Genomic DNA, 26,559 nt, shown 5'->3' with positions numbered 1-26,559 from the left:
GAACTCAGGCCGTTCTGGTCATGATGCGGAGCACGTCCAGGGAGCGCGGCGGCACGTCCGGGTCCTCGCCGTCGTTCGTGGCGAGCAGCACATGGGCGTCACGGGCGGCCCGTACGGCCTCCGGCCAGCCGTGGTGCTCCAGATAGGCGGACACGGCGGCGTCGGCGCCGACCTGGTGCATGATGCGCAGCACCCGCAGCACCGCGACGTCGACGAGGGCGGCCTCGCCGGAGTCCCGGAAGACCGTGCCGACGTACTTCTCGGCGGACCAGTTGTCGAGCCAGGTGTCCTCGACCAGGCGGTACACGGCGTCGGTGACGTCGCCGTATCCCTCCCGGCCGGGGAGCCAGCACTCGTGGTGGAAGACGGGGTCGGAGAGCATGTGCAGCGCCGAGCGCACGTTGCTGCGCCAGCGCCACCACGGAATGTCGTTGAGCGGCATGCCGCCCATGGTGGAGGAGTGGCGGCCGCGACGGGAAGAGTTCTCGGAACCTTGCTGCACAGCTGTCGATCGTACGTTCCCTTTCCTCCCCTCCTTACGGCCCCCTGCAATTCACCCGTATGTCACTGAGCGTTGAGCTCAGCACACTGCGGCGTTACCCGGGGGCGTGAATCGTCTGTGCCCATGACCGGACGGCAACGCCCCATCCCTTCCCGCGCTTCGAGGCAGCTCACCGGTGCGGTGGTGGCGGGGGCCCTGCTGATGACCGGCTGCGGTGTGCTCCCCGGGGCCTCGGGGGACTCCAGGAAGCCCGTCACCGTCGTCACCTGGGCCCCCAGCGGCACCTCGGGCCCGGACGCGGCCAACATGGCGGGGATGACCGCGATGGCGCGGACGTACGCCCGCTGGGCCAACGGCGACGGCGGGCTCGACGGGCACAAGCTGCGGGTGGTCACCTGTGACGAGGAGGACACCTCGGTCGGTGCGGGGAACTGCGCCCGGCTGGCGGTCAAGGAGAAGGCCGTCGCGGTCGTCGGCTCCTACAGCCGGCACGGGCGGGCGTTCATGGCGCCGCTGGAGGTGGCCGGGATTCCGTACCTCGGCGGATACGGCGCCTCCGACGAGGAGTTCCGGAGCTATGTCTCGTACCCGACGACGGGCGGCCAGTCCGCGCTGCTGGCGGGCAACGCCAAGCAACTGGCGCGCGGTTGCGACCGGGTCTCCCTGGTGCGGCCGGACACACTGAGCGGCGACGGGCAGTCGTGGCTCCTGCACACCGGGCTCGCCGAGGCCCGTCGGCCCGCCCCGGTCGACATCCGGGCGGCGGAGACGGCCACGTCGTACGACGACGCGGCCGGCCGGGCGCTGACCGGAGCGGGCGCGTCCGGCGGGTGTGTGACGGCCGTGCTCGGCGAACGCACGGAGACCTTCTTCGACTCCTTCCGGCGGCTGGAGCCGACGGCCACGACGGTCAGGATCTCCTCGGTCCTCGGCAGCGTCGGGCAGCCGCTCATCGACCGCACCGGCGGCCGCGACAGTCCGTTCGAGGGCGCGTACGTCACCGGCTGGTACCCGGACACGGGTGACGCCCGCTGGAACCGGATGCGGCAGGTGATCCGCAAGCACGCCTTCGGTGACAACCGGATCGCCCCGGACGACACGGGTGTGCAGACCACCTGGATCGCCTACACCGCCCTGAGGTCGATCGTCGAGTCGCTGAACGAGCCGGTGATCACCGCCTGGAAGGTCACCCAGGCCCTCAACCGGGGCATCCGGGTCGACACCGGCGGCCTCACCCCCGAACTGCGCTGGCGCTACGAGGACATGCTCGGCTCGGACTCGTATCCGCGCATCGTGAACAGCAAGGTGACGTTCCAGGTCGTGCGCGACGGGAAGCTGGTCGCCGACAAGAAGGGCTTCGTGGACGTGACGAAGACCCTGTCGGACGCGAGCGCGACCGGCTGAACCCGGCCGGGCCGACGGCCGCAGCGGGGGTGGACGGACCCGGCCCGCCCACCCCCGCTGCCGTGCTCAGAGCGCGGTGGCCTCACGCTCGGTCAGGCCGTACTTCTTCGCGATGGTGTTCCACAGCTTGGACGCCTCGTTCTTGGCCTTGCTCGCCTCGCCGCTCTGCGTGTCGGCCTGCTGCCTCTGCGGCGTCGAACGGGCGTTGCCGTGCTTGCAGACCTTCCGGCTCTTGGCCTGAGAGGCCCACGCGGCGTAGTGGTCGTCGGCGGACGCGGACGCCTGCCAGGCCCTGGTGAGCGAGGCGGTCAGCTGACCGTTGTCCGGCAGCTTGTCGACCGACAGTTCCTTGAGCCGGGTGACCAGGTCGCGGCGCTGCTGGGCGGCGCCCTTCAGATCCGCGACGGCCTGGTCCAGATCGGTGCAGGTCTTGGTCTTCTCCACCGCGCCGATGACCGCCGCCCGGCTGTTGTTGCTGTCCGCGAGGAGCTTGTCCAAGGCCTCGGCCTGCGACTTCGCCGGGTCGGCAGCGGCCTCGGTGGGCCGCTCGGCGGCGGGCGAACTCGCCTCGGCCACCGGCTGCTTGTTGTCCTTGCCGTCGTCGCCACCGCTCAGCAGCGCACCGGCGCCGAGCCCGATCACGGCACACCCGACGACGACCGCCGCGATCAGCGGGACGTGCGCGGGCCTCTTGCGCCGCTCGTCGCGCCCCTCCTGCGGCGGCCCGTCCTGGGGTCCGCCGTACGCGGGCGCCTGCTGGTACGCCTGTGGTGGCTGCCCGGGTCCCTGGTGCTGCGGGGGCCGCTGCTGCGCGGGGGCGATCTGGGGCATCTGCTGCGTGGCGCCCGCGTGCTCGTCGCTGCGGAAGAGGTTGTCGAACTCGGCGGGCGGCGGCCGCTCACCGGGCGTCCCGGGCCTGATGCCGTACGGGGTGCCACCGGGCACCGGCGGTATGAACTGGGTCGCGTCGGCGTCCTGGCCGCCCTGCGCGGGCGGTGCGGCGTGTCCGGCGGCGGGCGGCTGCTGGTACGCCGGCGGCAGCCCGCCCGGCGCGGGGCCCGCGGGCACCGGCGCGATGTACTGCGTGGCGTCCGCGTCCCCGCCCATGCCCATGCCGGGAACCGCTTCGGGCGGCAGCGGCTGGGCGTACGGGCCCTGCGGCTGGGCGGGCGGCAACGGCAGCCCCTGCGGAGCCTGGCCGTAAGCCGGTTCCTGATGGCCCTGCTGCTGGTCCTGGCCGTACGCCGGTGCCTGCTGCCCCTGGTCGTACTGCCCTTGCCCGCCGTACTGGCCGTGCTGCTGCCCGTACACGGCCGGGGACTGCTGCCCCTGTCCGTACGAGGCGTGCTGTTCCTGCCCGTACGGGGCCTGCTGTTCCTGCCCGTACGGGGCCTGCTGTTGCTGTCCGTACGGGTCCTGCCCCTGCGACGCGGCGTCCTGGTGCGACGCCTGCGGCCCCCAGGGCTGACCCCACGGCTGTCCTTCCGCCGGGGCCGCCCGGTCCGCGGGCCTCCCCGGTGTCCAGGGCTCGCCGCCACCCGCGGGCAGCACGACGCCCTCGTGCGCGGGTCGTACAGCAGGGGGCTGCTGCTCGTCGCCCTGTCCGCTCTGTGTCACCGGGACTCCTACGTGTGAGCCTATGGAATCGTCGGCTCACGCTATCGGGTGGTTGCCGCCGTTCGCCAAGCGCGTGAGGTCACTCACCACCCCTTCACGCGGGCTGTAACACCCAGGCGCCTTAAAACGCAGTTAACGGGTGAGCGAACACGACCCGCTGCTCGGGCGGCCGGTACGGGCCCCGGCCGCACCCTCCCGGTCAGGCCGCCTGGAGTTCCAGCCGGGCCCCGAATTCCCGTACCGCGGGCTCGTCCCCGTACGGCACCAGTCGCTGTTGCAGATCCTCCAGATACTCCGCGCCCCGGCTGGAGCGCACCGAGCCCAGCAGTTCCATCGCCCGTGTCCCGGTGTGGCAGGCCTGCTCCACGTCGCGCAACTGCACCTGCGCCGTGGCCAGCAGGGCCAGGCCGATGCCGCGGCGGCGGGCGCGGGTCTCCGGGTGGCCGTCCAGGGACTCCTTCGCCCGGCGGGCAGCCGCCTCCGCCTGACCGAGGTCGCGGTGACAGTGCGCCAGCTCGTCGGCCAGATAGGCGTGGTCGAAGTGGGCGATCCAGTCGGGGTCGTCACCGCTGTCCGGGTCGGCGCGCTCCAGCGCCGCCTGCGCCAGGGCCGCCACCGACTGGCACGTGCGGGCGTCGCCCAGGAGGGCGTGCCCGCGCGCCTCCGCCGCGTAGAACATCGCCTCCGCCCTCGGTGTGACCCGTCCGCGCGCACCCTCCTGCGCGGCCCTGGCCAACTGGGCGATCTCGCGCGGATTGCCGAGCTGGGCCGCGAGATGGCTCATCGACGCGGCCAGCACATAGCCGCCGTAGGCGCGGTCGCCCGCCGCCTGCGCCAGCCGCAGCGCCTGGATGTAGTAGCGCTGGGCCAGACCCGGCTGGCCCGTGTCGATCGCCATGTATCCGGCGAGCTCGGTGAGTCGGGCGACGGCCGCGAACAGCTGCCGCCCGGTCGATTCGCGGTACGCCCCCGAAAGCAGTCCGGAGACCACGCTGTTCAGGTAGTGCACCAGGACCGGCCGCACATGACCGCTGCCGAACCGGTGGTCGAGGTCGACCAGCGCGTCCGTCATCGCCCGCACCGCCTCCACGTCCGGCATCCCGACCCGGGCCCCGGCCGACCGCGCGACCTGTGGGTCGGCGCCGCTGATCAGCCAGTCCCGGCTGGGCTCGACCAGGGCCGAGGACGCCACCGTCGAACCGGAGAGGAAGTCGCGGCGGCCGACATCGCTGCGCCACAGCTCACAGACCTGCTCGATCGCCCCGATCACCGTCGGGGCGAACTGCAGGCCCACGCCGGAGGCCAGGTTCTTGCCGTTGGCCATCCCGATCTCGTCGATCGTGACCGTACGGCCGAGCTTGCGGCCGAGCGCCTCGGCGATGATTCCCGCCGCCCTGCCGCGTGGTTGCTGTCCACGCAGCCAGCGGGCGACCGAGGTCTTGTCGTACCGGAGGTCGAGTCCGCGCTCGACCCCGACCATGTTGACGCGGCGGGCGAGACCCGCGTTGGAGCATCCGGCTTCCTGAATGAGCGCCTGGAGCCGTTCGTTCGGCTGGCGTGCGACGAGAGGCCTGGCTGCCATGTTTCTCCCCCTGAGGCCGCAGTGATCGTTGCGGGATCACTGCCCGGCGTGTGTCTGAGAAATGCACCGATTCATCGTGTTGGTCACTTTCACAGCATCTTGCAACTTTCGTCACGGCAAGCGCCCTATGATGCCGAGCGAACTGTGCCGGATATCCCGTACCTGGCTACCCGCACATCGCCGTATCTCCTACCGCGCGCCCCCGCCGGTGCATCGATGCGCCCCATATGTGGGAACGATGAGCCGTAACCGTGATCACCACCCCCGTAACCCGAGGTGGTGGCGGAAGTTGTGCTGTGCGTGGAAGAGCCCATCGGAGTCATGGAAGCCGCGCAGGTCCCCCCGCAGCGTGTCGAGCAGCTGCTCGACGCCGCCGTGCGGTACGCGGAGGAGCGGCACTGGGACGTGTGCCCCGGCACCTGGCTGGAGCCGGCCGACGGGACGGAACGATGCTCGTGCGGCGAGATCCGCTGCGCCGCTCCCGGCGCCCATCCCACCCGGACCGACTGGGCGAACCTGGCCACCGGCAGCGGCGCGGCGGCCCGCCGGATGTGGTCCCAACAGCCCCGGTCGGCGATCCTGCTGCCGACCGGACGGGGCTTCGACGCGATCGACGTCCCGGAGTCGGCCGGCTTCCTGGCACTGGCCCGGATGGAGCGGCTGAGCCTGCCGCTCGGGCCGGTCACCCGCACCCCCGACCGCCGGATGCAGTTCTTCGTCCTGCCGGGTGCCGCCGCCAAGGCGGAAGGGCTCGTGCGGCGGCTGGGCTGGAGCGCCGCGGCGATCGGCCTGCGCGGCCGCGGCGAGGGCCACTACGTGACGGCACCGCCCACCCGGGTCGGCGGGAGCGGCACGGTGCAGTGGGTTCGCCGCCCCACCACCGCCAACCGCTGGCTGCCCGGGGTGGAGGAGCTCATCAGTCCGCTGGCCTACGCCTGCGGCAGGGAAGCGGCCGACGCGCGGACCCGCCTTTCGTAGGCTGGCCCCGACACACGGGGACTTCGAAGGGCGCGCACCATGCCGGACCGGCAGGACACTGACAGAGCAGACCAGGCCGTCGAGGCGGAAGCGCCGCGGGTGATGCCGCCCGCGGTCCGTGTGGAGGGGCTGTGGAAGCGGTTCGGCGAGCAGATCGCGGTGGCCGGAATCGATCTGGAGCTGCCCGCGGGCAAGTTCATCGGCCTGGTGGGACCCAACGGTGCGGGCAAGACCACCACCCTGTCCATGGTCACCGGCCTGCTCCGCCCCGACCTGGGCCGCATCGAGATCGGCGGTCGGGACGTCTGGCGCGATCCGGTCGAGGTGAAGTCCCGGATCGGTGTCCTGCCCGAGGGCCTGCGCCTCTTCGAACGCCTCTCCGGACGTGAACTCCTCGGCTACACCGGCCGGTTGCGCGGGCTGCCGGGGCCCGAGACGGACGGCCGGGCCACCCAGCTCCTGGACGTCCTGGATCTGGCGGGCGCCCAGCACAAGCTGGTCGTCGACTACTCGACCGGCATGCGGAAGAAGATCGGGCTCGCGGCGGCGCTGCTGCACAATCCCGAAGTGCTCTTCCTGGACGAGCCTTTCGAGGGCGTCGACCCGGTGTCGGCGCAGACCATCCGCGGCGTGCTGGAGCGCTACACCGGCTCCGGGGCGACCGTCATCTTCTCCAGCCATGTGATGGAGCTCGTCGAGTCGCTCTGCGACTGGGTGGCCGTCATGGCGGCCGGCACCATCCGGGCCCAGGGCACCCTCGCCCAGGTGCGCGGTGACGCGCCCTCGCTCCAGGACGCCTTCCTGGAGCTCGTCGGCGCGGGCGGCCGCGACAACGGCGACGCCCTGGACTGGCTGGGCGGCGCCCGATGAGCGTGCTCGACGCCCCGGCGGGAGCCGGGCCCCGGACGGGCGGCCCGGACGGCGCGGCCCTGATCCCCGTCTTCGTACGGCTCAAGCTGGCGCTGCTGCGCAACGGGCTGCGGCAGTCGGCCGGCCGGCGGGCCGCGTACATCGCGTCCGTCGTCGTCACCCTGCTGATCGCCGCGGGCCAGCTGATCGGGCTGGTCGCGCTGCGCGGCAACGCCCACGCGGAATCGCTCGTCGTGCTGCTGGCCGCGGTGCTGGCGCTCGGCTGGGCCGTGATGCCGCTGTTCTTCGCCGCCGGGGACGAGACGCTCGACCCGAGCCGGCTGGTGATGCTGCCGCTGCGGCCGCGGCCCCTGATCGCCGCGCTGCTGATGGCCTCGCTGGTCGGGATCGGCCCGCTGTTCACGCTCTGCCTGGTGACCGGTTCGGTCATCGCACTGGCCCATGGGGCGGGGGCCGCGGTGTTCGCGGTCCTGGCCGCGCCGCTCACCCTGCTGGTCTGCGTGGCGCTGGCGCGTGCCGTCGCCACGGCGAACAGCCGGCTGCTGACGTCCCGCAAGGGCCGCGATCTGGCGGTGCTCAGCGGGCTGGTGATCGCCGTGGGGATCCAGGTCGTCAACTTCGGGGCGCAGCGGCTCGGCCGGTCCGGCGGCCTCTCCGCGCTGGACCCGGCCGCGGATGTGCTGCGCTGGGTGCCGCCCGCTTCGGCGATCGGCTCGGTGGACTCCGCGTCGCACGGCTCGTACGGGCGGGCCGCCGTTCAGCTGCTGCTCTCCGTCGCCGCGTTGGTGCTGTTGATGTGGCTGTGGCAGCGCAGCCTGGTGAAGCTGATGACGGCACCGGACGGCTCGACGCTCGCCGCCGCCGAACCCAGCCGTGCGCAGTCCGGTTCGCGCGGCTCCGGCCTCTGGGCGTTGCTCCCGGAGGGGCGGACCGGCATCGTGATGCAGCGCAGCCTGCGGTACGTCGTACGGGACCCGAAGACCAAGGCTGCGTGGGTGACGGCGCTGGCGATCGGGCTGATCGTGCCGCTGCTCAACGCGGTGCAGGGCACCGGCTCGGTCTATTTCGCCTGCTTCGCCGCCGGGATGCTCGGCATCCAGATGTACAACCAGTTCGGGCAGGACACCTCGGCGTTCTGGATGGTGGCCCTGTCGATCTCCTCGACCCGGGACGCGTACCTGGAACTGCGGGGGCGCGCACTGGCGTTGCTGCTGATCACCCTTCCGTACACGATCGTGGTGACGGTGGTGACGTGCGCGGTGCTCGGCGACTGGGGGACGCTGCCGGGGGTCATGGGGCTGTCGTTCGCGCTGCTGGGCGCGATGCTGGCGACGGGCGCGATGGCCTCGGCGAGCTTCCCGTACTCGATCCCGCAGGACGGCGCGTTCAAGAACGTGGCGCCCGGTCAGGCCGGGCTCGCCTGGATCTCGATCTTCGGCGGCATGGTCTCGGCGGCGTTGCTGTGCGCGCCGGTGATCGCCGCGACGATCTGGCTGCATCTCGCCGATGCGGAGGGGTGGCTGTGGCTGCTGCTGCCGGTGGGTGGCGCGTACGGGGCGCTGATCGCCTGGGCCGGGCTGCGGATGGCGGCGCCCCGGACGGCGGACCGGCTGCCGGAGATCCTGGCGGCGGTCAGCAAGGGCTGACGGGGGGCTGCGGGGGCGGGAATCAGGGCATGACGGGGCGGCCGGGCGCCGCGGTCACGGAGACACCGGCTCCCGGTCGTCGTGGGTGTCCTCGGCGAACTGCTCCAGGAAGGGTTCGACCGCGGCGCGCCAGCCCTCCGGCTGGTCGTAGTGGACGAGGTGGCCGGCGTCGGCCACCTCCGCGTACTGCCCGCGCGGCAGCACCCGGACCATCTCCTGGGCCTCCGCCCGGCCCAGCTCGCCGTCGAGGCCCCGGAGCACCAGGGTCGGGCAGCCGACCTGGGCCAGCTCCTCCCAGTGCGCGTCGAAGACCCAGGTGGCGCGGGACTGGAGCATGTGGCCACGGGAGAAGACGGGCCGCCAGCCGTCGGCGCGCTCGGCCATCACCTCGGCGAAGAACTCGCCGCGCGACGGGTTGGGCCGCTCCACCCAGGGATCGTCCTCGCCGAACCACTTCCGCACGTCGGACAGCGTCGCGAACGGCACCGGCCAGGACTTGAACCAGTCCTCCCACTCCCGTTGCGAGGCCGCACCGCGCGCGGAGGCCCGCATGTCGCAGATGACCAGCGCCCGGACGAGGTCGGGGCGCTTGGCGGCGAGCTGCCAGGCGGTGAGCGCTCCCATCGCATGCCCGACGAGGGTGACGGGGGCCAGGTCGAGCTGTTCGATCGCGGCCTCCGCGTCGGCGACGTACGCGTCACGGGTGTACGGGCCCTCGGCCGGCTTCTCGCTGCGGCCGTGGCCGCGCTGGTCGAGGCCGACCGCGCGGTGCCGCTCGGCGAGCCAGCGGGTGGTGGAGGCCCAGTGCGAGGCCCGGCCCATCAGGCCGTGAAGCATCAAGACGCCGGGGGCGCGTTCGCTTTCCGCGCGCCCCTTGGGCGGATCGGCGAACTCCCAGGCCGCGAGGCGTACGCCGTCGGTTCCGGTCACATCGATGCGCCGCACCATATGTCCTGGCACCCCCTTCTGGTCCCTCGGTCTTCTGGTCCCTCGATCACCATGTGGTCGCGTCCCGCCAGAGTATCGAACTCTTATTCGAAAACCGGGTTCCGGTGCACAACATCGCTCGATCGAGTGACCGCTTCCAAGGATTGACGTCGGCAGCAGAGGGGAGATCTTCTCCGGGGGGCGGGCCACTCGGGGATGAGGGCCCGCAGGGACCGACCTGAAGAGCTCGGGGCTCCAGGTCGGAACGGGGGAGGACAGGCCCCGGTGCCGTGAGGCGCCGGGGCCATCCGCCGTTCCTGGGCACCGAAATCGGCGCAGGACGTGGGCGCGGGCGTGGGGGCGTGCCATGTCCGGTGCGCAGCCCGGACATGCCAGTACGACGGGCGCATACCCCTGCTCCCCTCCCCGACCGCACGGCCAGGTGGCCGACACTCTCAGGTATCCCTCAGCCACAGCCTGGCACGCGATCCGTCCGGGCGCTGCAGTTCCGGACGGAAAAAAAGGGGAGCGAACGCAGTCGGCCGGTGCTCGACCCCGCCTGCGAGGCGTACGTCGAGCACCGGCCGTCAACCGTTCAACACCGGGCGGCGAGACAACGCCCGGCAACCGACCGCCGCCGGGCGACCGACCGCCGCTGGGCGATCAACTCCGCCGGGCGGCCGACCGCCACCGGGCCGTCAACTCCGCCCGGCGGCCGATCAGCGCTTGGCGACGAAGACGTGCGACGCCACCTCGGCGTCCAGCTCCGCCGCCTCCCCGCTGCTGCCGACCAGCACCCCGCCGGGCGACTCCGTCACGCTGACCACGGAACCGGGCTGCACGCCCGCCCGCCGCAGCGTGTACATCAGCTGGGCGTCCGTCTGGATCGGCTCACCGATCCGGCGGACCACCACGGTCTTGCCCTCGGCGCCCGGGTCGAGCTCCGACAGGCTCACCATGCCCTCGTCGAGGAACGGATCGGCCTCGGCCTTCTCGCCCAGTTCCTCCAGGCCCGGGATCGGGTTCCCGTACGGGGACTCCGTCGGGTGGCGCAGCAGCTCCAGCACCCGCCGCTCCACGGCCTCGCTCATCACGTGTTCCCAGCGACATGCCTCGGCGTGGACCTGCTCCCACTCCAGGCCGATCACGTCGACGAGCAGGCACTCGGCGAGCCGGTGCTTGCGCATCACGCGGGTCGCCAGCCGGCGCCCCTCCTCCGTCAGCTCCAGATGCCGGTCGCCCGCGACCTGAACCAGGCCGTCGCGCTCCATGCGCGCCACCGTCTGGCTGACGGTCGGACCACTCTGGTCCAGCCGTTCCGCGATCCGGGCTCGCATGGGGACCACGCCTTCCTCTTCAAGTTCGAGGATGGTGCGGAGATACATCTCCGTTGTGTCGATCAGTCCGGACATTCGTGCCCCTCGATGCAATCGTGCGCTGGCCCTGACCCAATTCTGACGCATACCACCGACAACCGTGCCTCCTCGGCCCGATGCGGCGCCCAGGAGTGCGCGCGAGCACCCCATGCGGTATTGACATGTCACTGGTCCAGACCGCAACGTGATCGGCGGCACGGACGCCCCTGGTCACCCCCATCTCCGCCGGAAAGGCCCTCCTCAGATGAGCGAAAGCGAGCTGGCCGGTCAGTTCTTCGACGCAGCGATCGGTCTGCTGGAGCGGGTCCGGGACGAGGAGTCCGGCAACATCGCGGCCGCCGGTGCCGCGATCGCCGACACCGTCGAGGCCGGCGGCCGGCTCTTCGCCTTCGGCGCCGGGCACTCCTCGCTCGCCGCGCAGGACGTCGTCTACCGCGCGGGCGGGCTCGCCCTGATGAACCTGCTGGCCGTCCCCGGCGCCCTCGGGGTCGACGTCATGCCGGCGACGCTGGGCTCGGCGCTGGAGCGGGTCGACGGTCTCGCGGGCGCTGTCCTCGACTCCAGCCCGGCGCGGGCGGGCGACCTCCTCGTGATCATCTCGCTGTCGGGGCGCAACGCGCTGCCGGTGGAGATGGCGATGAACGCGCACGCGCTGGGCCTGAAGGTCATCGGCGTCACCTCCGTCGCGTACGCGGACGGCACCCGGTCCCGGCACAGCTCGGGCGGTTTCCTGCGCGACCACTGCGACATCGTCCTCGACAGCAAGATCGCGATCGGTGACGCGGAGCTGGACGTCGACGGCATCGAGGCACCGTTCGCGCCCGCGTCGACGGTGGTCACCAGCGCGGTGATGCAGGCGATGATGGCGGCGGCGGCGGAGCGGCTGCTGGAGCGGGGGGTGGAGCCGCCGCTGCTGCGGTCGGGGAACGTCGACGGGGGCCACGAGTGGAACGGGCGCGTGATGGCCCAGTACGCGGACCGGATCTTCTACCGGCACTGAGGGACCTGCCTGTACCTGCCCGTACCTGCCCGTACCGGCACTGAGGGGCCCGCCTACCTGGCTGTCCGTCCGTCCACTCGTCCGTCCACTCGTCCGTCCGCCCGGCACCGTACGCCCGAGGGGCGCCTCAGGTGCCGGACGGGCGGGTGTTGCCGGTGGGTCCGGTGGTGCCGGGGCTGTCGCGCAGGGACTGGTGCAGGTCCACCGAGGCCGCGACGCGGTCCGCCACGCTTTCCGCGTACACCGCGTCCGGGCGTTCGAAGGCGACGCGGTGGGCCGAGCGCAGGAACGTCACCACGCCCAGCGTCCGGCCCCGGCTCCGGAGCACCACGCACAGGGCGTGCACCGAGTCGGCCGGCCACTGGCGCTCGGTCGCCCACTCCCCGGCGGCCCGCGTCGTCCCGGTCCCCGCCGTGGCCCGTACCGAGCCCGTACGGTCCACCGCCTGGCTGGCCGGGTGGCCCTGCGCGTACCGCAGCGGGATGCCGCCGCCGGCCACCGGCAGGCACGGGCCCGGCGCATCGGACGGTGTCGCCGCCGCGCGGACCAGCCGCTCCCCCGCGACCAGGTCGATCAGCGCATGGTCGGCGAAGCCCGCGAGCGCGTAGTCGAGCGAGGTGGTCGCCGCCTCCATCGGGTCCTCGCACTCGGCCGCCGACCGCGAGGCCCGGTGCAGCTGGTTCGACCGGAAGCGCACCCGGTCCGCGTCCTGGGCGGCCAGTTTCGCCTCCGTGACGTCCTGGAACAGCCAGCCGACGCCCAGCGGCACGGGCTCCTCCGCGAGCGGCGAGGCCAGCCGCAGGAAGCCGCTGCGCCAGCAGCGCCGCCGGTCGCCCTCGGCCGTCCGCAGCGTCACCCACAGCTCGACGGGGGCGGGCGGAGCGCCCGCGACCAGCACGTGCTGGAGCGCGCCCTCCAGGTCCTCCACGCCCTGCACGACCAGTTCGCCCAGCGGCCGCCCCAGCAGCGCCGTACGGCCGCCGCCGAGCGCGCGGGCGGCGTGTGCGTTGACGACGGTCGGCCGCAGGTCCACGTCGACGAGGACCACACCCCACGACGCGTCCTCGAACAGCGCCTCGCTCAACGCGATGGCCCGCTCCAGGTCGATCTGGGCATGGACCTCGCTGAACGCGCAGTACACCCCGGCGGGCTTCCCGTCCGCGCCCCGCACCCCGGCCGACTGGGTCCGCACCAGCACCCGCCCGCCGTCCTTGCGCAGCAGCGCGAACTCGTGCACCTGCCGCCCCGGCCCGCCCATGACGGCCATCAGCCGCTCCTGCACCTCGCCCGCGTCCGCCCGGCGCACGGCCCATCCGGCGAACCCGGGCCGTCCGACGGCCTCCTCGGCGGACCAGCCGAGAATCCGCTCGGCCTCGCGGTTCCAGTGGGTGACGGTGCCGTCCGCGTCGAAGGCGCAGAGCGCGGCGTCCATCCCGTCGAGCAGGGCCGCCAGCAGCTCCGACCCGGGGATCGCCCCGGGAATCGCCCCGGGGCCGGACCCCGGCGCTCCCCCGGGCTTGCCCTCCGGGCCTTCGTCGGGCCCGAGAGCGTCGGTGGTTCCACTGCTCCTGGAAGCACTCATCCCGTACCTCCTGCAGGACGTGTCCGGCATTGCTGCACGTCAGACCATTGAACTCGAACGTGACCCGGCAAACAGCGACTTCGCCGAAATCGATGCCGCGATAATTCGGTTGTGCGGCCCGCAGGACGTTTCTAGGCTGCTGCTACACATGAAGGGAGGTGCTCCGGAAGTGATTTCTTTTCGGACTCGTGAGGTGACTGCGGGCTGACGCCCGTCGTCGCGCTCTTTGCAGTGCAGGCCGGTCGCCGGCCAATCCCAAGCAGTCACCGACCCGCAGGCTCGTCGGCAAGTCCGGCCGGCTCCTCCGCGAGGAGGAACCAGAGCCTGCGGGTTTCTGCGTGTCCTGAGACGTTTTCCGCGCGTCCGCAGGCGTTTTCCGTATGTGCCGGAGACGTCTTCCGCTTGTGCCGCAGACGCTTTCCGCGTGTGCCGGAGTCGTCCGCGGCCTACGGACACAGCCGCTCGACGCGCCAGCCCCCGCCCTCATCGGTGCCCCCGGCCCCGGCCTCCCGTACGTAGCGCAGCCGGTCGTGGAGCCGGTTCTCGTGGCCCTGCCAGAACTCGATCGTGCGCGGAACGACCCGGAAGCCGCCCCAGTGCGGGGGCGCCGGAACCTGCTCGCCCTCCGGGTAGCGGGCCGCCAGCTCCTCGTAGCGCCGGACCAGCTCGTCGCGGGAGCCGATCACCGTGGACTGGGCGCTCGCCCAGGCGCCGAGCTGGGAGCCGTGGGGACGGGTGCGGAAGTAGGCGGCCGTCTCCTCGCGGCCGACGCGGGCCGCGGTGCCGGTGACGATGACCTGGCGGGCCATCGGGTGCCAGGGGAAGAGCAGCGACACATGCGGGTTGGCTGCCAGTTCGCGGCCCTTGCGGGACTCGTAGTTGGTGAAGAAGACGAAGCCGCGCTCGTCGTACATCTTCAGCAGCACCGTGCGGGAGGACGGCACGCCCTCGGGTGTCGCCGTGGACACCACCATGGCGTTCGGCTCGTGCAGCACCCCACCTGCGGCGATCTGCCGGAACCAGCGGGCGAACTGCTGCATGGGATCGGCGGCCAGGCTGTCCTCGGCGAAGCTCTCGGAACGGTACTGCTCGCGCATCGCGGCCGGATCGGTGGTGGAATCGAAGGAGGAATCTGCGGTGGGCACACGCTCATCCTGCCGCAGCGGCCGAGTCTGCCCGGCGAGGAGGGTCGTCAACCGTTCCACGGGAGAACGGGGAGCTGTGCCGGATGTCACGCTTCCCGGTCACGTCGGAACCCGCCAATATCGAGGGGCGGGACCTTCGAGGCCCGCCCGCAGCCGCCGATCCGAGGGAGCCGCCTGATGTCCGACTTCGTACCCGGACTCGAAGGAGTCGTCGCGTTCGAAACGGAGATCGCCGAACCCGACAAGGAAGGCGGTTCGCTCCGTTACCGCGGGGTCGACATCGAGGACCTCGTCGGCCATGTGTCGTTCGGCAATGTCTGGGGGCTGCTGGTCGACGGGGCGTTCAACCCCGGTCTGCCGCCGGCCGAGCCGTTCCCGATCCCGGTGCACTCGGGTGACATCCGGGTCGACGTGCAGTCCGCGCTGGCGATGCTCGCACCCGTGTGGGGGCTGAAGCCGCTGCTGGACATCGACGAGGAGACCGCGCGCGACGACCTGGCGCGGGCGGCCGTCATGGCGCTCTCGTACGTCGCCCAGTCGGCGCGCGGGCAAGGCCTGCCGATGGTCCCGCAGAACGAGATCGACAAGGCGCAGTCCGTCGTGGAACGGTTCATGATCCGCTGGCGCGGCGAGCCCGACCCCCGCCATGTGAAGGCCGTCGACGCCTACTGGACATCGGCCGCGGAGCACGGCATGAACGCCTCGACGTTCACCGCCCGCGTCATCGCCTCGACCGGCGCCGACGTGGCCGCGGCGCTGTCCGGTGCGGTGGGGGCCATGTCGGGCCCGCTGCACGGGGGTGCGCCGTCCCGGGTGCTCGGCATGATCGAGGAGATCGAGCGGACCGGGGACGCCACCGCGTACGTGAAGAAGGCCCTGGACAAGGGTGAGCGGCTGATGGGCTTCGGCCACCGCGTCTACCGCGCCGAGGACCCCCGTGCGCGGGTGCTGCGGCGCACGGCCGAGGAGCTGGGCGCGCCGCGCTTCGAGGTGGCGCAGGCCCTGGAGAAGGCCGCACTGGAGGAGCTGCACGCGCGCCGCCCGGACCGGGTGCTGGCGACGAACGTGGAGTTCTGGGCGGCGATCATGCTGGACTTCGCGGAGGTACCGGCGCACATGTTCACGTCGATGTTCACGTGTGCCCGTACGGCGGGCTGGTCGGCGCACATCCTGGAGCAGAAGCGGACGGGCCGCCTGGTACGCCCGTCGGCGAAGTACATCGGCCCGGGGACGCGCAGCCCGCAGGAGATCCCGGGGTTCGATCAGATGGCGGCCCTGGGGAACTGAGAGCCCCTCACGGAATGGCGAGCAAAGTCCGTCGAGTGGGACGTCCTCGCTGCCGGACGCCCGCCCTTCAGCCATGGGCGTGGGCGGCGAGCAGCCGCCCCGGGATTGTCAGTGGCCGGTGGCAGACTCCGCGGCGTGAGTGACCAAGTGCGTTTGAGAGATGTCGAACCGGCCGATCTGGAGGTGTTCTTCGCGCAGGAGCAGGACCCGGAGTCCGCGCGGCGGTCGAATTTCCCGCCCCGGGAACGGGATGCCTTCATGGCCCACTGGACGACCGAAGTCCTCGGGGATCCGACTGTCTTCGTACAGGCTGTCACCGTCGACGGAGTGCCGGCGGGCAACCTTGTGGCGTGGTGGGACGAGGACCGGCGCTTCATCGGCTACTGGTTCGGTCGACAGCACTGGGGAAAGGGCGTCGGCACGCGGGCGCTCGGGCTATTCCTGGAGCGAGAGAAGGCCCGCCCTCTGCACGCCGATCCCTTCCTCGGGAACATCGGCTCGGTGCGGCTGCTGGAGAAGCACGGCTTCCGGCGCACCGAGACGGTCTGGTACGGCGAGAACGAGCACATCATGCTGGTGCTCGACGAGGACCGCTGACGAATCCTGGATGTCCCACGCGATGACGCGAGCCGTCTCCGGCGGATGAGTGCGCGTCCGGGGCGCGGAGGGCTTCGCGGATGCCGCCTGTGGATCCGCCGACGGATCCGCAGGCGGCGGAGCCGACGCGGATGGGCGAACGCGCCCTTCAAGTAACGGCGTTGGGCGCCCGGTCCAGCGACGGCCGCGCGGAAGAAACCGAGCGCGTTCGCGCTGCGGAGCTTGCCGAGAAGGGCTTGATGGCGCCGGCACCGCACACCGGCCTCGGTGCGCTCGGCGAGGCGGCTGCGCAGACGAACACGCAAAATCGATCGCAGGTCGGCTCGTTAGGGTCGGAGGCATGACGACACCCCTTGCCGGCAGTGCCTTCGACTCGCTCCGCCTCGACGCCGTACCCGACCAGGGCGCGCTGCGCCGGGCCTACGAACTCCCCGGCGACGCGGCCGTGCGCAAGCAGATGACCGAACTCACCGAGCAGGCTCGGCGGTTGATCGGCTGCTCATCGCTGGTCCTGGTCGCCAGCGCGGACGCCGAGGGCAACTGCGACGTCTCGCCGCGCGGCGGCCCCGCCGGGTTCGTCGCCGTCCTGGACGCACGGACGGTGGCAATACCGGACGCGACCGGCAACAAGCGGCTGGACACCCTGCAGAACGTCATCGCCACCGGACGGGCCGGGCTGCTGTTCGTCATCCCCGGGCGGACCACCACCCTGCGGGTGAACGGCCGGGCTGTCGTCTCCACCCGCCCGGATTTGCTGTCACAGCTGACCGCCGTGGGCAAGGCGCCGGCCAGTGCGCTGGTGCTGGGAATCGAGGAGGTCTACCCGCACTGCCCCAAGTCGCTGCTGCGCAGCGGGGCCTGGAAGCCGGAACAGTGGTTGCCGGCGGACGCCCAGCCGACCTCGGCCGAGGTGACGCTGGCCCAGCTGCGGATGCCAGAGCTGACGATCGCCGACATCGAGCAGGCGGAGGCGGACTCGCTGAAATACCGGTACGAGTAACGGGCCGATCCGCGAGTGAACACCAGCCGGCCGAATCCCCAGGCCAGCACGCCGCGAGACCAATCGTGGGTCGGCCCGTAATACCAGTGGGAAATGCCCCGCAGATGACCGAATTCCTTGACCGGGTCCGACTCCCCTCACTCTTGGCGGGGAACCGGACCCGGCCCGGTCACATCAGCGGCGACAGGACATACAGCTGTCCGCCATCCGCTAGAGGATTTCGATGTCCTTGACCCGCGGCGGATGGTTCGGGAACGTGATGTCGGTCCACCGGTTGATGCGCACCGAGTCGCCGTTCGCGTCGTAGTAGATGAGATCGTTGTTACCCGTCGAAATGCGGTCGACCCACCAGCTGCCGAAGCCGGTCCGGCCCTTGTTGGCATAGCAGTCCACGCTGGTGCGACCGTCCAGGTGGGACCAGATCTTCAGGAAGTTCTCCCCGCCACGGCACTCGACGTGGTCGATGGCGAAAGCGTTGCTCGTGGGCATGACCATGGTGACCGCCGCGGTGGCGGCAATTGCCACGCCCACCGAACGGGCAAACCTCTTCGTCTTTGAGATCACAAGTTCTCCTTCATTCGGCACTCGAGCAGGAAGACCACGTCACGGCCGAACGAACAAAGAGATGTCGAAAACATATTCGCCCACCTCTGTACGGCCCTTCCGTCAGCCCGCACATTGCTCTCGCTCTTGCATTTCTCTTGCTCTACGAAGATCCCGTAAGGCGGCCGCGTATAGCAATCATCCACGGCTCCAGGTCCGGAAATGAACCCCTAAATGTCCAGATCGAGACGTGGGAGCAGTTTGCGCTTTTCTCCCCCTCTCGGAAAGGCGTGGGAGGAGTTCACGGTGCGTTTTCCGGGACTTGGGCGCGCCGCAGCCGTGCGAGGGCGCCGCTCGGGTGCCGTTCTCTGCCTCCGGCTCGGTGGTCGGCGCGCGGTGCGCGGTGCGCAGCCTGCGCGACGCCGGACTCGTGGTGGCCGTGCCGGCTAGGAGTTGGACCAGGTCCTGGTGGAGAGCACCAGCAGGTACCCGTCCGGGTCCTGGACCGTCACGCCCCAGGTGTCCCAGTACGGATTGTGCGCGGGTACCCGCTTGCCGCCGTGCAGTTCGAGCTGCTCCACGAGGGAGTCCGGCACCGGTTCTCCGAGGTAGACGACCAGCAGGTCCTCGGGGGTCGGCCGCGGGTCGGTGGGGGCGGCGGGGTCGTGTACGAGCTCCAGGTGCCAGGCCGCGTCGGGCCGTCCGACCATCAGCAGCGAGTGCCTGCCGGGCGTGCCGTCGGCCTCGTGCCGGTACAGGATGTCGAGGCCGAGCCCCGAGACCCAGAAGCGTTCCGCCGCCTGGAGATCGCGTGACGGACGGGCCATGCGTACGTGAGCTGCGGCGTTGAACGGCATGGGGCAACCTCCTGACGGGTGCGGACCGGCCGTGCGTCGGCCGGTCCATGCCGACGGAGCCTAACGAGGCGGCGATCACGTGCCCATCGGTCGTTCGACCCAGGCCGTTTCGCTGAGGACCTCCAAGGTCAACGGCCTTCGCCCCCTATGCTTTCCTCCTCCGAACAGCGAGGGGCTGGGACGTGACTGCTCGGGTAAGGCGTGCCGCGGGGCTGCTCGTGATGGCGGTGACCCTGCCGCTGGTCGGCTGCGACGTCAGATCTTCTGACCTTGCCCTGTCCGAAGGCGTCGTACATCACGCACAAGCGTGTGGAGGGTAATGAGGAGGAGCAGAGCTCCGGCCACGACCCAGAGAGCAGACGCTCCGGAGTGGTACTCACGAACGGCTGCGACAAGCAGCACGGTGCCGGCGAGGACACCGAAGGCCGAGATCACAGCGTCGATGCGGTTGATCACGCGAACATCATAAATGCCCACCTCAACCAGCGGGGGTGATCCGGACGGATCGGCAGGGGCCGAGTCCGCACCGCCCGCCCCACACCGCCCGCCGCGCCCGTCGCGCCCGCCCCGCCCGGTCCTACAGCTTCCCCCTGACCTGTGACAGCGAAGTTTGACGGTTTGCCACAGAAGTTTGACCGATGCAGAGTGCGTCGGCCTGTCGGGAGGCCGATATGCGCAGATCCGCCTTGCGTTTCTCGGGAGGGGTTGAGGCAGCGCCCTGCAGGTTCAGCGGCAACGGGGGCGGCTTTCAACAGGACTGTCACAGAGGCTGCCTGTTCCTTGACCTTGCCCTGGGGTGAAGGCCGAGAGTGTGCGTGGATCACATGAACGAACCGCGTGCGCGCCGGTGGCTCGACCACGCGATGAACGAGGGGGAATCCGTTGGACTCGCGCTGCGTCATTCTCGATATCGGTGGAGTGCTGGAGCTCACTCCCGAGACGGGGTGGGTTGGACGCTGGGAACAGAGGCTCGGGCTGCCGACGGGTGCTGTGCACGAGCGGCTGGGAGAGGTCTGGCAGGCGGGCAGTATCGGAGCGGTCAGCGAGCCTGAGGTGCAAGATCAGGTGGCTGATTGTCTCGGTCTCGACGCTGTTGACGTGGAAGCCTTCATGGCGGATCTGTGGGCCGAGTATCTGGGATCGCCGAACAATGAGCTGATCACGTATGTGCGGGGTCTGCGGTTGCGGTGCAGGCTGGGCATCCTGAGCAACAGCTTTGTCGGTGCCCGGGAGCGGGAGGTAGCCGCGTACCGCTTTGACGAACTGGTCGAGCACATCGTCTACTCCCACGAGATCGGCGTTTGCAAGCCCGACCCGCGCGCCTTCGAGGTGACCTGTGCCCGGCTGGGAGTGCGCCCGGAAGACTGTCTGTTCGTCGATGACGTCGCGATCAACGTCGAGGCCGCCCGGGCAGTCGGCATGCAGGCGCATTTGTTCGAGGAGAACGCGGGGACCATCGCGCGCATCGCGGACCATCTGAACGGGGAAGTTTCGTTCTCCGGCTGACGCCGCTTGCCCAACAAGGCTGTGATCACGGGGGCGGTGCCGGCATCACTGGGGTGAGCATGTCGTGTAGGTCGGCAGGGTCGATCGCGGCCAGGAGCGTGATGAGGTTGTGGGTGTGGCGCAGGGGGCCGCGTGGTTGCTGATGCTGGAGTGCGATGCGGACGATGCGCCGATCAAGTTTGTAGCGGGCGCTGAGCTGATGCCGGTGTGTGCCGTCCTGGTAGGCGTCGAACAGGAGCATGACGAGGTTGAGCCTGGTCGGGGAATCTGTAACCCGGCGGTCGAGAGCCGTGGAGAAGATGCAGGTCCGAGCCGGGTCGGAGTCAACGCGTCCCGGGGCATCGGGGAGTGTTCGTCGCAGGTTGGTGACGGTCCGGCCGGTGACCTGGGCCAGCAGGTCGAGGTCCGGGGTCCCGTAACTGCCGCGTCGGCAAAGAACCCTGAGCAGGTATTTGTGGGGCAGGTGGTTGGCGCGGGCGAGACGGCGGATGAAGGACTCGGTGCCCTCGCCGAGGCGGGGCCGGACCTGGATTGGCAGGCGGGTGAGCCGAGGGGGCTGCGACTGGCTGTCCGCTCGTGGAGTGGTCACAGGCTGATCAGGCCGTCGTGCGCGGGGACGTTGTCCCGTACTTCCTTCCGCCGCCTAAACGCTCTCTGACGGCAGGCGGCGGAGCAGTATCGACGGGCGTCGGTCCGGCCTGGGTCGATGGGGGTGCCGCAGTGACTGCAGCCGGCCGTGGGCCTTTGCTCGGAGAGGTCGGTCTGCCGCTCGAGGACGGTCGGTCCGGCCGGTTGGAGGCGTGCCCGGTGGCGGCAGCGCGATGAACACCAGCGCCGGGCTTCTCCCTCGGCCGTCTCGGCGATGGGTTTCGCGCAGAACTCGCAGGCCAGCTGCCGTGGTTGAGTGGACTGGTCCGGGCGGTGGCGTCTTCGGTGGGCTCGCTGACGGCAGCGGGCGGAGCAGTGCTGGCGGGGGCTCCGGGCGCCGGACTTGGTCGCCGGAAGCGGCGCGTCGCACTCTTTGCAGGTGCCGGACGTGCCTTCCAGGGTGTCCCGGAGCGCGGCGGGGTCCCTGCCGGTCGCGGCGCCGAGGCGGCTGAAGCTCGGGGCGCCTTTGTGGTGGGGCGGTTCGCAGAGGTAGTCCCGCAGGTAGCCGACCTTGAGGTGGTTGGCGTGGGCGAGGCGGACGATGAATGCATCGGTGCCCTCGCGCGGAAGCGGCCGGACCTGAACGGGAAGCTGGGTCACCGAGGGATCGGGGACGAGGTTCACGCTCACCGTGCCGCCCGGGGCTTGGCGGTCGTGGCCTCCTGGGCGGCGAAGTCGAGCGGGATGGCCTTCAGCCCGCGCTCGGTGATCTTCTCGGTGCCGGTCAGCATCGCGTCGATCGCGGCCCCGCGGATGACGTGGGACAGCGCGCCGATCATGCCGCCGGTGCGGTCGTGGAGGTAGCGGTCGAGCGCGGCCAGGCTGCCCGGCTCATGCTGGTGCAGCAGCAGAGTGTTCTCGATCTGCGCGACCAGGCCCTTCCATTCCCGGTTGTAGGGGAAGGGATGGGTGGGGATGAGGGTGAAGCGTCCGGCGATCTGGGCACCGCGGGTGCCGGACAGCAGGGTGCTGCCCTCGATGTCGATGCCGGCGTAGATGAAGGTCGCCGGTATTCGCTCCGAGAAGTACTTCAGGGTGTCGGCGACTTCGGCGCCATTGCGGCTGGTCAGCGAGATGTTGTGGAGTTCGTCCACCAGCACCAGACCCGTGCGGGCATCCGTGCAGACGCCGACGACGGCCTCAATGATGTCGGTGATGTTGAACCGGGCCCTCACGGGCAGGCCCAGGAAGCGGGCGAACTCGGCGGCGATCATGCGGGCTGTCGCGGCCGGCGGGAGGGTGACGTAGAGGACCGGGATCCGGTCCTGGGAATGAGGATGGCGGGAGCGGTCGAGGAGTTCGTGCGCCAGGCCGAGCTGGGTGATCGCGATGGTCTTCCCCGTGCCGGCGGGCCCGGAGACGATCAGCCCGCGGCGGGCGCTGATGGCGTGCCGATTCAGCACGACCAGACGCCGGCCGGTGGCGACGGTGTGGCGGACGGTGGAGGTGGCCACCACCAGCAGACGCGCGTGGTGGTCGAGGCGGGCCTCGTCGTAGAGGTACTTGTCCGGCGCGGGCAACGCGGCGTACTCGGCGGCGGTCAGCAGCGTGGGAGGCGCGGGCGGGTCAACGGCGAACTGACGCCATCCGGTCAGTGTCGTCAGGTGCCGCCCGGTGCCCTCGGCTGCGGTGTCCGGCATCATCACGTGCGTCTCCAGGGGTCTTCGCGCGGATCGAACAGGCCCAGCGGGATCACCTCGGCCAATGTCTCCTCCGCCTCGGCATCCTCGACCGGTGTGTCCGGGGCTTCGGCCGCCGTCTGCGGAGCGGGCTCGGGGCGGGGTGCCGGGGTGGAGGGCCCCGCGGCCTTGGTGCGGGCGGCCACCCGCCGGTCCCGCTTGCTGGCCTTGGCCCGCTTCGCCGGCCGGTCCGCCTCTTCGGGCCCGGCATGGGCGCGGGTGAGCAGGTGGGCGACCGCGTCGGCGATCTCGGTCTCGGTGGCGCCCGGCAGCTGGTGGCTGACGTGGTTCCAGGCCAGGTCACCGAAGGGCATCGGGGCCCGCTGCAGGTGCTTCCAGATGGCCTGGACCCACGAGCCATCGCCGCGGTGGTCGCGTACCCAGATCCGGGAGACGTCGTAGGGGTCCCGATGGACCTCCCAAAGGCCCCGTTTGGCCTGGACACCGGAGTGCCGGCGGCGCATCGGGCCGAGCTCGGGGCTGTCGTAGGTCCGGTTCTTGATCCGGATGCCGTAGTCGTTGACCACCCGCCAGTCCGCGGGCAGCAGTTCGACGTAGTCGTCGCCGGTCAGCGCGACCGGGACGTAACCACAGATCTCGACGAGCGTGGCGTACTTCTCATTCGGGGTGAACATCCGCCCCGGATGGGACGGGTCACGCAGCCCATCGTGTCTGCGATTTTGCCACTTCGCGACAATCCACTCATCAGGTACTCCTGCAACTCCAGCAAGGACCAAAGGCGTTCACGTTCCAGATGCCGTCCGCGGTGGTCGGCGGACCGGCCGGTGTAGCCAGGCAGGAACTGGGCGAAGAGCGTGGCCACCGAGCCCAGCGTCGACTCGATGTGCCCCTTCTCGAAACCCGCCGCCTTGTGAGCCGGCTGCACATCGATCTCCAGGAACCGACAGGACGACTGGAAGTTGCGGGAGATGAACGCTTTCCCGTGATCGCAGACAATTATCTCGGGAACGATCACCGGGCGGGCGGCGGCATGCACCAGGCGCTCGTCCAGGTCCAGCAGCCTGCGGTGCGGCAGCACCGAGCGGGACATCTTCAAGGCGTCCACCCAACCCGGCCGCATGAGCTCGGGGGTGACGGTGCGGGCCAGCAGCACACTGGCGTCGACGGCCTTCGTGCTCGGCCGCAGCACGGCCGCGGTCAGCGTCCTCGTCGCGACATCGATCATGGCGGTGAGTTCGACTCGCCCGGTCACCCCGTTGTCGAGGAGGACCAGCACATCCAGCGGCGTGGAGTCGATCTGCATGACCTCGCCCGGCGCAAAGGCGGGTAGTTCACCGAACGGCGCCGTCGCCCCGTGGGCCTTGGAGCGGCGGTTGGTGGCCGTGCCGAAGGTGTGAGTCCCCTTCGTCAGCTTGGCCAGGAGCCGGTAGAGCGTGCGCTCGGAGGGCAGCTCGACATTCTGCCCTTCAGCGGATTGTCTAAGGATCTCGCCGGTCTTCCAGAGGATGAAGGCCCCGTTGCGGGTCGAAGAGTCGACGCCCTGGGCGATCGCCTGCCGCATCGCCGTCACGATCCGCTCGTCGACCGAGCCGAACTCGCTCTGCTTGCGGACCGGCCGATGGTCGGCCAGCCCCAGCACTCCCTCGGCCTGGTAGCGGCGGCGTCGGTGAGCGACCGTACTCGCCGACACCTTGTGGCCCAGCAAGGTCAGCTCGGCGGCCTTGGCCTGCTGCCGAGCGGTCAACGAGCGGCCCGCTGCGTACTCAGGCCGCGGCACCGCGTCCTCACCGGCATCCGGGGGCAGGCCGTGCAGGACTTCGAGGATGTGCCCCTCCCACCACAGGGCCTTTTCCACGACCCGGTCGGGGAAGGTCTCCAGCAGCGACGCTGCCGGCAGCGGCATCCGCACCGGGCTGTCGACCACCGCAAAGTCGGCCGCCGCGACCAGCTCGGCCACGGTCACCACCTGCGGGTCACCGCCGGAGTCGGCCAGGGTCACGGTCCTCGTGCCAACGGAGACCACCCCACGGACCTGGCCCCGGAAGCGGACCCAGGAGCCGACCGCGATCCCCGCCGGCCGCCGCAACGTACTCATCCCCGCCGTCCTTCCGCCCAGACCGGGCTCTCGGCCTGGAGCAGTCCGCCCTCCAGATCCGCGGCCAGGGTCCCCGACCACATCAGGTGGAACAGCACAGGCAGCACCAGCAAGCGGTCACCGGCCTGAACCGCCCCTGCCAGCAGCTCGGTCGGCTCCGCGAAGATGTCCAGCAGCCGCTCGGCGACATCGGTGCGACGGCCGCACCGGCGCCTGCGATAGCGCGACAGCCACCGGACATTCGCCATGAGCACCGGATCAGGGACGCCGACGTGGGAGAACTCCCAGCCCACCGCCCGGCAGGCCATCCGAGTCCCGGCGAACAGCTCCCTGGTCGCCTCGTCCATCCGGTCACCGGCACGCACATCGACCACACGGCCCCGGCCGTCCGCGAGCCGTACGAAGTAGTCCGGAGCGTGGCGGCGCAGGCGCTTGCCCTCCTGCCAGTGCAGCCAGAACGGCTGCGACGCGATCCCGATGATCCCCGGATCCCGGTCCATCAGGATCAGCCGGTCCCGCTCCAGCCACGACTCGTAGCCCACATGGCCGCTTGCGGTCACCGAGTAGTACCAGCCGGCGAACCCCTCGGTGTCCTTGGCCCAGTTGAACGTACGGACCGGATCGCCCGCCTCGAACCGCGTGCTCCAGGCCCGTCCCAGCGGCTCTCGCCGACGCTCACCCGCGTCGAAAAAGTCCAGCTCAAAGGCCGATAACGCGGCATCGCCGCACGCAAGCGCCGGTGCCCCCACCGTTCCCCCAGACCGTCAGCAGCCCCACCAGTCAAACTTCGCTGGCAGGAACCTACCGGTGGTCAAACTTCGGTGGCAATGCATCAACCATCGCTGTCACAGGTCACCCCCTGAGGACTGCGGTGCGGTGGCCGCCCAGCTTGCGGCCGACCTCCCGGGTGAAGCCGGAGGAGAGCTCCGCCCAGCCCCAGAACGTGAACCCGAGCTGCCCGCACGCGTAGTAGTCGTCCTCCCAGCTCCACCGGTCGATGCCGGAGGGGCGGGCGCAGGACGGGCAGTGCACGATCCCTTCGCCGCCCTGCTCCGCCCAGTCGTGAAACCGCCCCTGGAAGGGGGCCCAGGCGGACTCGATGGGCTGCCACGTCTCGTCGACCAGCCGGATCTCGGTCAGGCAGAGCGGGCAGGTGGCCGCACCGGCGTCTCCCTGGCCACTGTCGAAGACGGTACGGCCGGTCTGGACGTGGAGCCCGTTGGACCAGAGGTCGACGGGCTCCGGGTCGTCGACGGCCTTGGCGAAGTGCGGGCCGGGTTCATGGCCGTATCCGTCGCCGTCCAGGACGCAGTCGGTGCGCTCGGCGTTCACGATGCCTTCCGCGATCAGCCAGTCCAGGACCCGGGCCCCGAGCTCCTGCGCGTCCCGCTCGGTGGCGTCGAGGTCGACGATCGTCTGGAAGTAGTCCCCCATGGCTCGTCCAGTGCCTCAGCGGCCCACGTGGGCGGTGAACGCGGCCCAGGCGGCGGGCGGGAGCGCGAGGGCCGGGCCCTCGGGGTGCTTGGAGTCGCGGACGTGTACGGCGGCGGGGTGCGCGGCGGCTTCGACGCACTGGCCGCCTTCACCACCGCTGTGGCTGGACTTCCGCCATGCGTAGGCGACTGCAAGGCAGGCGCCGCCCTCGTCGCCGCTATGGCTGGACTTGAACCACGCGCGTTCAGTGCTCATTGCTCTCCCAGCTCTCGCAGCAGACGGTCCAAGAGGCCCATGGTGTCCTGGGGGCTGAGTAGGAGTCG

26 protein-coding genes and 1 pseudogene are annotated in these 26,559 nt (G+C 70.8%); 10 read left to right on the top strand and 17 right to left on the bottom strand.

The window, feature by feature from the left end; translation table 11 throughout:
- Positions 1 to 4: 4 nt before the first annotated feature.
- The gene (locus FHX80_RS16925) at positions 5 to 451 is read right to left on the bottom strand and encodes an SCO4402 family protein (RefSeq protein ID WP_145764942.1); all 447 of its coding nucleotides are present in this window, start codon (positions 449 to 451) and stop codon (positions 5 to 7) included.
- 174 nt (positions 452 to 625) lie between these two features.
- Here FHX80_RS16925 and FHX80_RS16920 point away from each other — a divergent pair, with 174 nt between their 5' ends.
- The gene (locus FHX80_RS16920; RefSeq protein ID WP_145764941.1) at positions 626 to 1,906 is read left to right on the top strand and encodes an ABC transporter substrate-binding protein; all 1,281 of its coding nucleotides are present in this window, start codon (positions 626 to 628) and stop codon (positions 1,904 to 1,906) included.
- A gap of 66 nt (positions 1,907 to 1,972) precedes the next feature.
- On the opposite strand, the gene FHX80_RS16915 is transcribed toward FHX80_RS16920, so the two are convergent.
- Both FHX80_RS16915 and FHX80_RS16910 read right to left on the bottom strand, forming a co-directional pair.
- Positions 1,973 to 3,523 (bottom strand): mediator complex subunit 15 domain-containing protein, encoded by a 1,551-nt coding sequence (locus FHX80_RS16915; protein WP_208764674.1) that lies wholly within the window; start codon positions 3,521 to 3,523, stop codon positions 1,973 to 1,975.
- Positions 3,524 to 3,722: 199 nt separating this feature from the next.
- A complete protein-coding gene (locus FHX80_RS16910; protein ID WP_145764940.1) occupies positions 3,723 to 5,105 on the bottom strand; it encodes an NsdA family TPR-like regulatory protein in 1,383 nt (460 codons plus the stop codon).
- A 321-nt stretch (positions 5,106 to 5,426) separates the two neighbouring features.
- On the opposite strand from FHX80_RS16910, the gene FHX80_RS16905 reads away from it, so the two are divergent.
- From FHX80_RS16905 to FHX80_RS16895, 3 genes are read left to right on the top strand one after another with little or no spacing between them, the layout of a single operon-like run.
- Complete coding sequence (locus FHX80_RS16905; protein ID WP_145764939.1) at positions 5,427 to 6,083, top strand: bifunctional DNA primase/polymerase; 657 nt, start codon at positions 5,427 to 5,429, stop codon at positions 6,081 to 6,083.
- A 39-nt stretch (positions 6,084 to 6,122) separates the two neighbouring features.
- Positions 6,123 to 6,953, top strand: a complete 831-nt coding sequence (locus FHX80_RS16900; RefSeq protein WP_425281687.1) for an ABC transporter ATP-binding protein — start codon at positions 6,123 to 6,125, stop codon at positions 6,951 to 6,953.
- Positions 6,950 to 8,599 carry a transporter gene (locus FHX80_RS16895; protein ID WP_145764938.1) on the top strand — a complete coding sequence of 550 codons (1,650 nt, stop codon included), beginning with the start codon at positions 6,950 to 6,952 and terminating at the stop codon, positions 8,597 to 8,599. Before FHX80_RS16900 ends, FHX80_RS16895 begins: the two co-directional genes overlap by 4 nt.
- Before the next feature lie 54 nt (positions 8,600 to 8,653).
- Here the strand turns inward: FHX80_RS16895 and FHX80_RS16890 are convergent, their stop codons facing one another.
- Both FHX80_RS16890 and FHX80_RS16885 read right to left on the bottom strand, forming a co-directional pair.
- The gene (locus tag FHX80_RS16890; protein WP_145764937.1) at positions 8,654 to 9,547 is read right to left on the bottom strand and encodes an alpha/beta fold hydrolase; all 894 of its coding nucleotides are present in this window, start codon (positions 9,545 to 9,547) and stop codon (positions 8,654 to 8,656) included.
- Between the two features lie 698 nt (positions 9,548 to 10,245).
- On the bottom strand, positions 10,246 to 10,938 hold the full coding sequence (locus tag FHX80_RS16885) for an iron-dependent transcriptional repressor DtxR (protein ID WP_145764936.1): 693 nt from the start codon (positions 10,936 to 10,938) through the stop codon (positions 10,246 to 10,248).
- A gap of 208 nt (positions 10,939 to 11,146) precedes the next feature.
- On the opposite strand from FHX80_RS16885, the gene FHX80_RS16880 reads away from it, so the two are divergent.
- Complete coding sequence (locus FHX80_RS16880; RefSeq protein ID WP_145764935.1) at positions 11,147 to 11,902, top strand: SIS domain-containing protein; 756 nt, start codon at positions 11,147 to 11,149, stop codon at positions 11,900 to 11,902.
- Positions 11,903 to 12,029: 127 nt separating this feature from the next.
- Here FHX80_RS16880 and FHX80_RS16875 read toward each other — a convergent pair whose 3' ends face one another.
- On the bottom strand, positions 12,030 to 13,484 hold the full coding sequence (locus FHX80_RS16875) for a PAS domain-containing protein (RefSeq protein WP_145764934.1): 1,455 nt from the start codon (positions 13,482 to 13,484) through the stop codon (positions 12,030 to 12,032).
- A 446-nt stretch (positions 13,485 to 13,930) separates the two neighbouring features.
- The gene (gene pdxH, locus FHX80_RS16870; RefSeq protein WP_145767347.1) at positions 13,931 to 14,581 is read right to left on the bottom strand and encodes a pyridoxamine 5'-phosphate oxidase; all 651 of its coding nucleotides are present in this window, start codon (positions 14,579 to 14,581) and stop codon (positions 13,931 to 13,933) included.
- A gap of 225 nt (positions 14,582 to 14,806) precedes the next feature.
- On the opposite strand from pdxH, the gene FHX80_RS16865 reads away from it, so the two are divergent.
- The 4 genes from FHX80_RS16865 (at position 14,807) to FHX80_RS16850 (ending at position 17,513) form a co-directional block, all read left to right on the top strand.
- The gene (locus FHX80_RS16865) at positions 14,807 to 15,916 is read left to right on the top strand and encodes a citrate synthase 2 (RefSeq protein WP_145764933.1); all 1,110 of its coding nucleotides are present in this window, start codon (positions 14,807 to 14,809) and stop codon (positions 15,914 to 15,916) included.
- Between the two features lie 135 nt (positions 15,917 to 16,051).
- Positions 16,052 to 16,513, top strand: coding sequence for a GNAT family N-acetyltransferase (locus FHX80_RS16860; RefSeq protein ID WP_145764932.1), 462 nt, complete (start codon positions 16,052 to 16,054; stop codon positions 16,511 to 16,513).
- A gap of 89 nt (positions 16,514 to 16,602) precedes the next feature.
- Positions 16,603 to 16,857, top strand: coding sequence for a hypothetical protein (locus FHX80_RS16855; protein WP_145764931.1), 255 nt, complete (start codon positions 16,603 to 16,605; stop codon positions 16,855 to 16,857).
- Entirely contained in the window at positions 16,854 to 17,513 is a 660-nt protein-coding gene (locus tag FHX80_RS16850; RefSeq protein WP_145764930.1) for an MSMEG_1061 family FMN-dependent PPOX-type flavoprotein, read from the top strand. Before FHX80_RS16855 ends, FHX80_RS16850 begins: the two co-directional genes overlap by 4 nt.
- A 210-nt stretch (positions 17,514 to 17,723) precedes the next feature.
- On the opposite strand, the gene FHX80_RS16845 is transcribed toward FHX80_RS16850, so the two are convergent.
- The 3 genes from FHX80_RS16845 to FHX80_RS16835 form a co-directional block, all read right to left on the bottom strand.
- Positions 17,724 to 18,077: a beta/gamma crystallin domain-containing protein gene (locus FHX80_RS16845; RefSeq protein WP_145764929.1), complete on the bottom strand. Its 354-nt coding sequence runs from the start codon at positions 18,075 to 18,077 to the stop codon at positions 17,724 to 17,726.
- 425 nt (positions 18,078 to 18,502) lie between these two features.
- A complete protein-coding gene (locus tag FHX80_RS16840; protein WP_145764928.1) occupies positions 18,503 to 18,913 on the bottom strand; it encodes a VOC family protein in 411 nt (136 codons plus the stop codon).
- Positions 18,914 to 19,168: 255 nt separating this feature from the next.
- On the bottom strand, positions 19,169 to 19,369 hold the full coding sequence (locus tag FHX80_RS16835; protein WP_145764927.1) for a hypothetical protein: 201 nt from the start codon (positions 19,367 to 19,369) through the stop codon (positions 19,169 to 19,171).
- Between the two features lie 426 nt (positions 19,370 to 19,795).
- Here FHX80_RS16835 and FHX80_RS16830 point away from each other — a divergent pair, with 426 nt between their 5' ends.
- Positions 19,796 to 20,419 (top strand): HAD family hydrolase, encoded by a 624-nt coding sequence (locus FHX80_RS16830; protein ID WP_145764926.1) that lies wholly within the window; start codon positions 19,796 to 19,798, stop codon positions 20,417 to 20,419.
- 25 nt (positions 20,420 to 20,444) lie between these two features.
- Here the strand turns inward: FHX80_RS16830 and FHX80_RS16825 are convergent, their stop codons facing one another.
- From FHX80_RS16825 to FHX80_RS16795, 7 genes and pseudogenes are all read right to left on the bottom strand, one after another.
- Positions 20,445 to 21,008 (bottom strand): TniQ family protein, encoded by a 564-nt coding sequence (locus FHX80_RS16825; RefSeq protein ID WP_145764925.1) that lies wholly within the window; start codon positions 21,006 to 21,008, stop codon positions 20,445 to 20,447.
- Positions 21,005 to 21,697, bottom strand: a complete 693-nt coding sequence (locus tag FHX80_RS16820) for a TniQ family protein (protein WP_145764924.1) — start codon at positions 21,695 to 21,697, stop codon at positions 21,005 to 21,007. The genes FHX80_RS16825 and FHX80_RS16820 overlap by 4 nt, the downstream gene beginning before the upstream one ends.
- Positions 21,694 to 22,707 carry a TniB family NTP-binding protein gene (locus FHX80_RS16815; protein WP_145767346.1) on the bottom strand — a complete coding sequence of 338 codons (1,014 nt, stop codon included), beginning with the start codon at positions 22,705 to 22,707 and terminating at the stop codon, positions 21,694 to 21,696. Before FHX80_RS16815 ends, FHX80_RS16820 begins: the two co-directional genes overlap by 4 nt.
- Positions 22,708 to 22,709: 2 nt before the next feature.
- A pseudogene (locus tag FHX80_RS36780) lies at positions 22,710 to 24,802 on the bottom strand (Mu transposase C-terminal domain-containing protein).
- Positions 24,799 to 25,551: a TnsA-like heteromeric transposase endonuclease subunit gene (locus FHX80_RS16805; RefSeq protein ID WP_244318306.1), complete on the bottom strand. Its 753-nt coding sequence runs from the start codon at positions 25,549 to 25,551 to the stop codon at positions 24,799 to 24,801. The pseudogene FHX80_RS36780 and the gene FHX80_RS16805 overlap by 4 nt, the downstream one beginning before the upstream one ends.
- A 103-nt stretch (positions 25,552 to 25,654) precedes the next feature.
- Positions 25,655 to 26,236 carry a hypothetical protein gene (locus FHX80_RS16800; RefSeq protein ID WP_145764923.1) on the bottom strand — a complete coding sequence of 194 codons (582 nt, stop codon included), beginning with the start codon at positions 26,234 to 26,236 and terminating at the stop codon, positions 25,655 to 25,657.
- Positions 26,237 to 26,251: 15 nt separating this feature from the next.
- A complete protein-coding gene (locus FHX80_RS16795) occupies positions 26,252 to 26,491 on the bottom strand; it encodes a DUF397 domain-containing protein (RefSeq protein ID WP_145767344.1) in 240 nt (79 codons plus the stop codon).
- Between the last annotated feature and the right edge of the window lie 68 nt (positions 26,492 to 26,559).

The organism is Streptomyces brevispora (genome assembly GCF_007829885.1).
Lineage (GTDB): Bacteria > Actinomycetota > Actinomycetes > Streptomycetales > Streptomycetaceae > Streptomyces > Streptomyces brevispora.
The sequence above is the reverse complement of the archived record's forward strand: the minus strand, read 5'-3'. Positions and strand labels throughout refer to the sequence as shown.

Bases quoted from the DNA above. Each gene is read 5' to 3' on its own strand.
- FHX80_RS16925 (WP_145764942.1), bottom strand. From the start codon at position 451: ATGGGCGGCATGCCGCTCAACGACATTCCGTGGTGGCGCTGGCGCAGC.
- FHX80_RS16920 (WP_145764941.1), top strand. From the start codon at position 626: ATGACCGGACGGCAACGCCCCATCCCTTCCCGCGCTTCGAGGCAGCTC.
- FHX80_RS16910 (WP_145764940.1), bottom strand. From the start codon at position 5,105: ATGGCAGCCAGGCCTCTCGTCGCACGCCAGCCGAACGAACGGCTCCAG.
- FHX80_RS16905 (WP_145764939.1), top strand. From the start codon at position 5,427: ATGGAAGCCGCGCAGGTCCCCCCGCAGCGTGTCGAGCAGCTGCTCGAC.
- FHX80_RS16900 (WP_425281687.1), top strand. From the start codon at position 6,123: ATGCCGGACCGGCAGGACACTGACAGAGCAGACCAGGCCGTCGAGGCG.
- FHX80_RS16895 (WP_145764938.1), top strand. From the start codon at position 6,950: ATGAGCGTGCTCGACGCCCCGGCGGGAGCCGGGCCCCGGACGGGCGGC.
- FHX80_RS16890 (WP_145764937.1), bottom strand. From the start codon at position 9,547: ATGGTGCGGCGCATCGATGTGACCGGAACCGACGGCGTACGCCTCGCG.
- FHX80_RS16885 (WP_145764936.1), bottom strand. From the start codon at position 10,938: ATGTCCGGACTGATCGACACAACGGAGATGTATCTCCGCACCATCCTC.
- FHX80_RS16880 (WP_145764935.1), top strand. From the start codon at position 11,147: ATGAGCGAAAGCGAGCTGGCCGGTCAGTTCTTCGACGCAGCGATCGGT.
- FHX80_RS16875 (WP_145764934.1), bottom strand. From the start codon at position 13,484: ATGAGTGCTTCCAGGAGCAGTGGAACCACCGACGCTCTCGGGCCCGAC.
- pdxH (WP_145767347.1), bottom strand. From the start codon at position 14,581: ATGCGCGAGCAGTACCGTTCCGAGAGCTTCGCCGAGGACAGCCTGGCC.
- FHX80_RS16865 (WP_145764933.1), top strand. From the start codon at position 14,807: ATGTCCGACTTCGTACCCGGACTCGAAGGAGTCGTCGCGTTCGAAACG.
- FHX80_RS16850 (WP_145764930.1), top strand. From the start codon at position 16,854: ATGACGACACCCCTTGCCGGCAGTGCCTTCGACTCGCTCCGCCTCGAC.
- FHX80_RS16840 (WP_145764928.1), bottom strand. From the start codon at position 18,913: ATGCCGTTCAACGCCGCAGCTCACGTACGCATGGCCCGTCCGTCACGC.
- FHX80_RS16815 (WP_145767346.1), bottom strand. From the start codon at position 22,707: ATGCCGGACACCGCAGCCGAGGGCACCGGGCGGCACCTGACGACACTG.
- FHX80_RS16800 (WP_145764923.1), bottom strand. From the start codon at position 26,236: ATGGGGGACTACTTCCAGACGATCGTCGACCTCGACGCCACCGAGCGG.
- FHX80_RS16795 (WP_145767344.1), bottom strand. From the start codon at position 26,491: ATGAGCACTGAACGCGCGTGGTTCAAGTCCAGCCATAGCGGCGACGAG.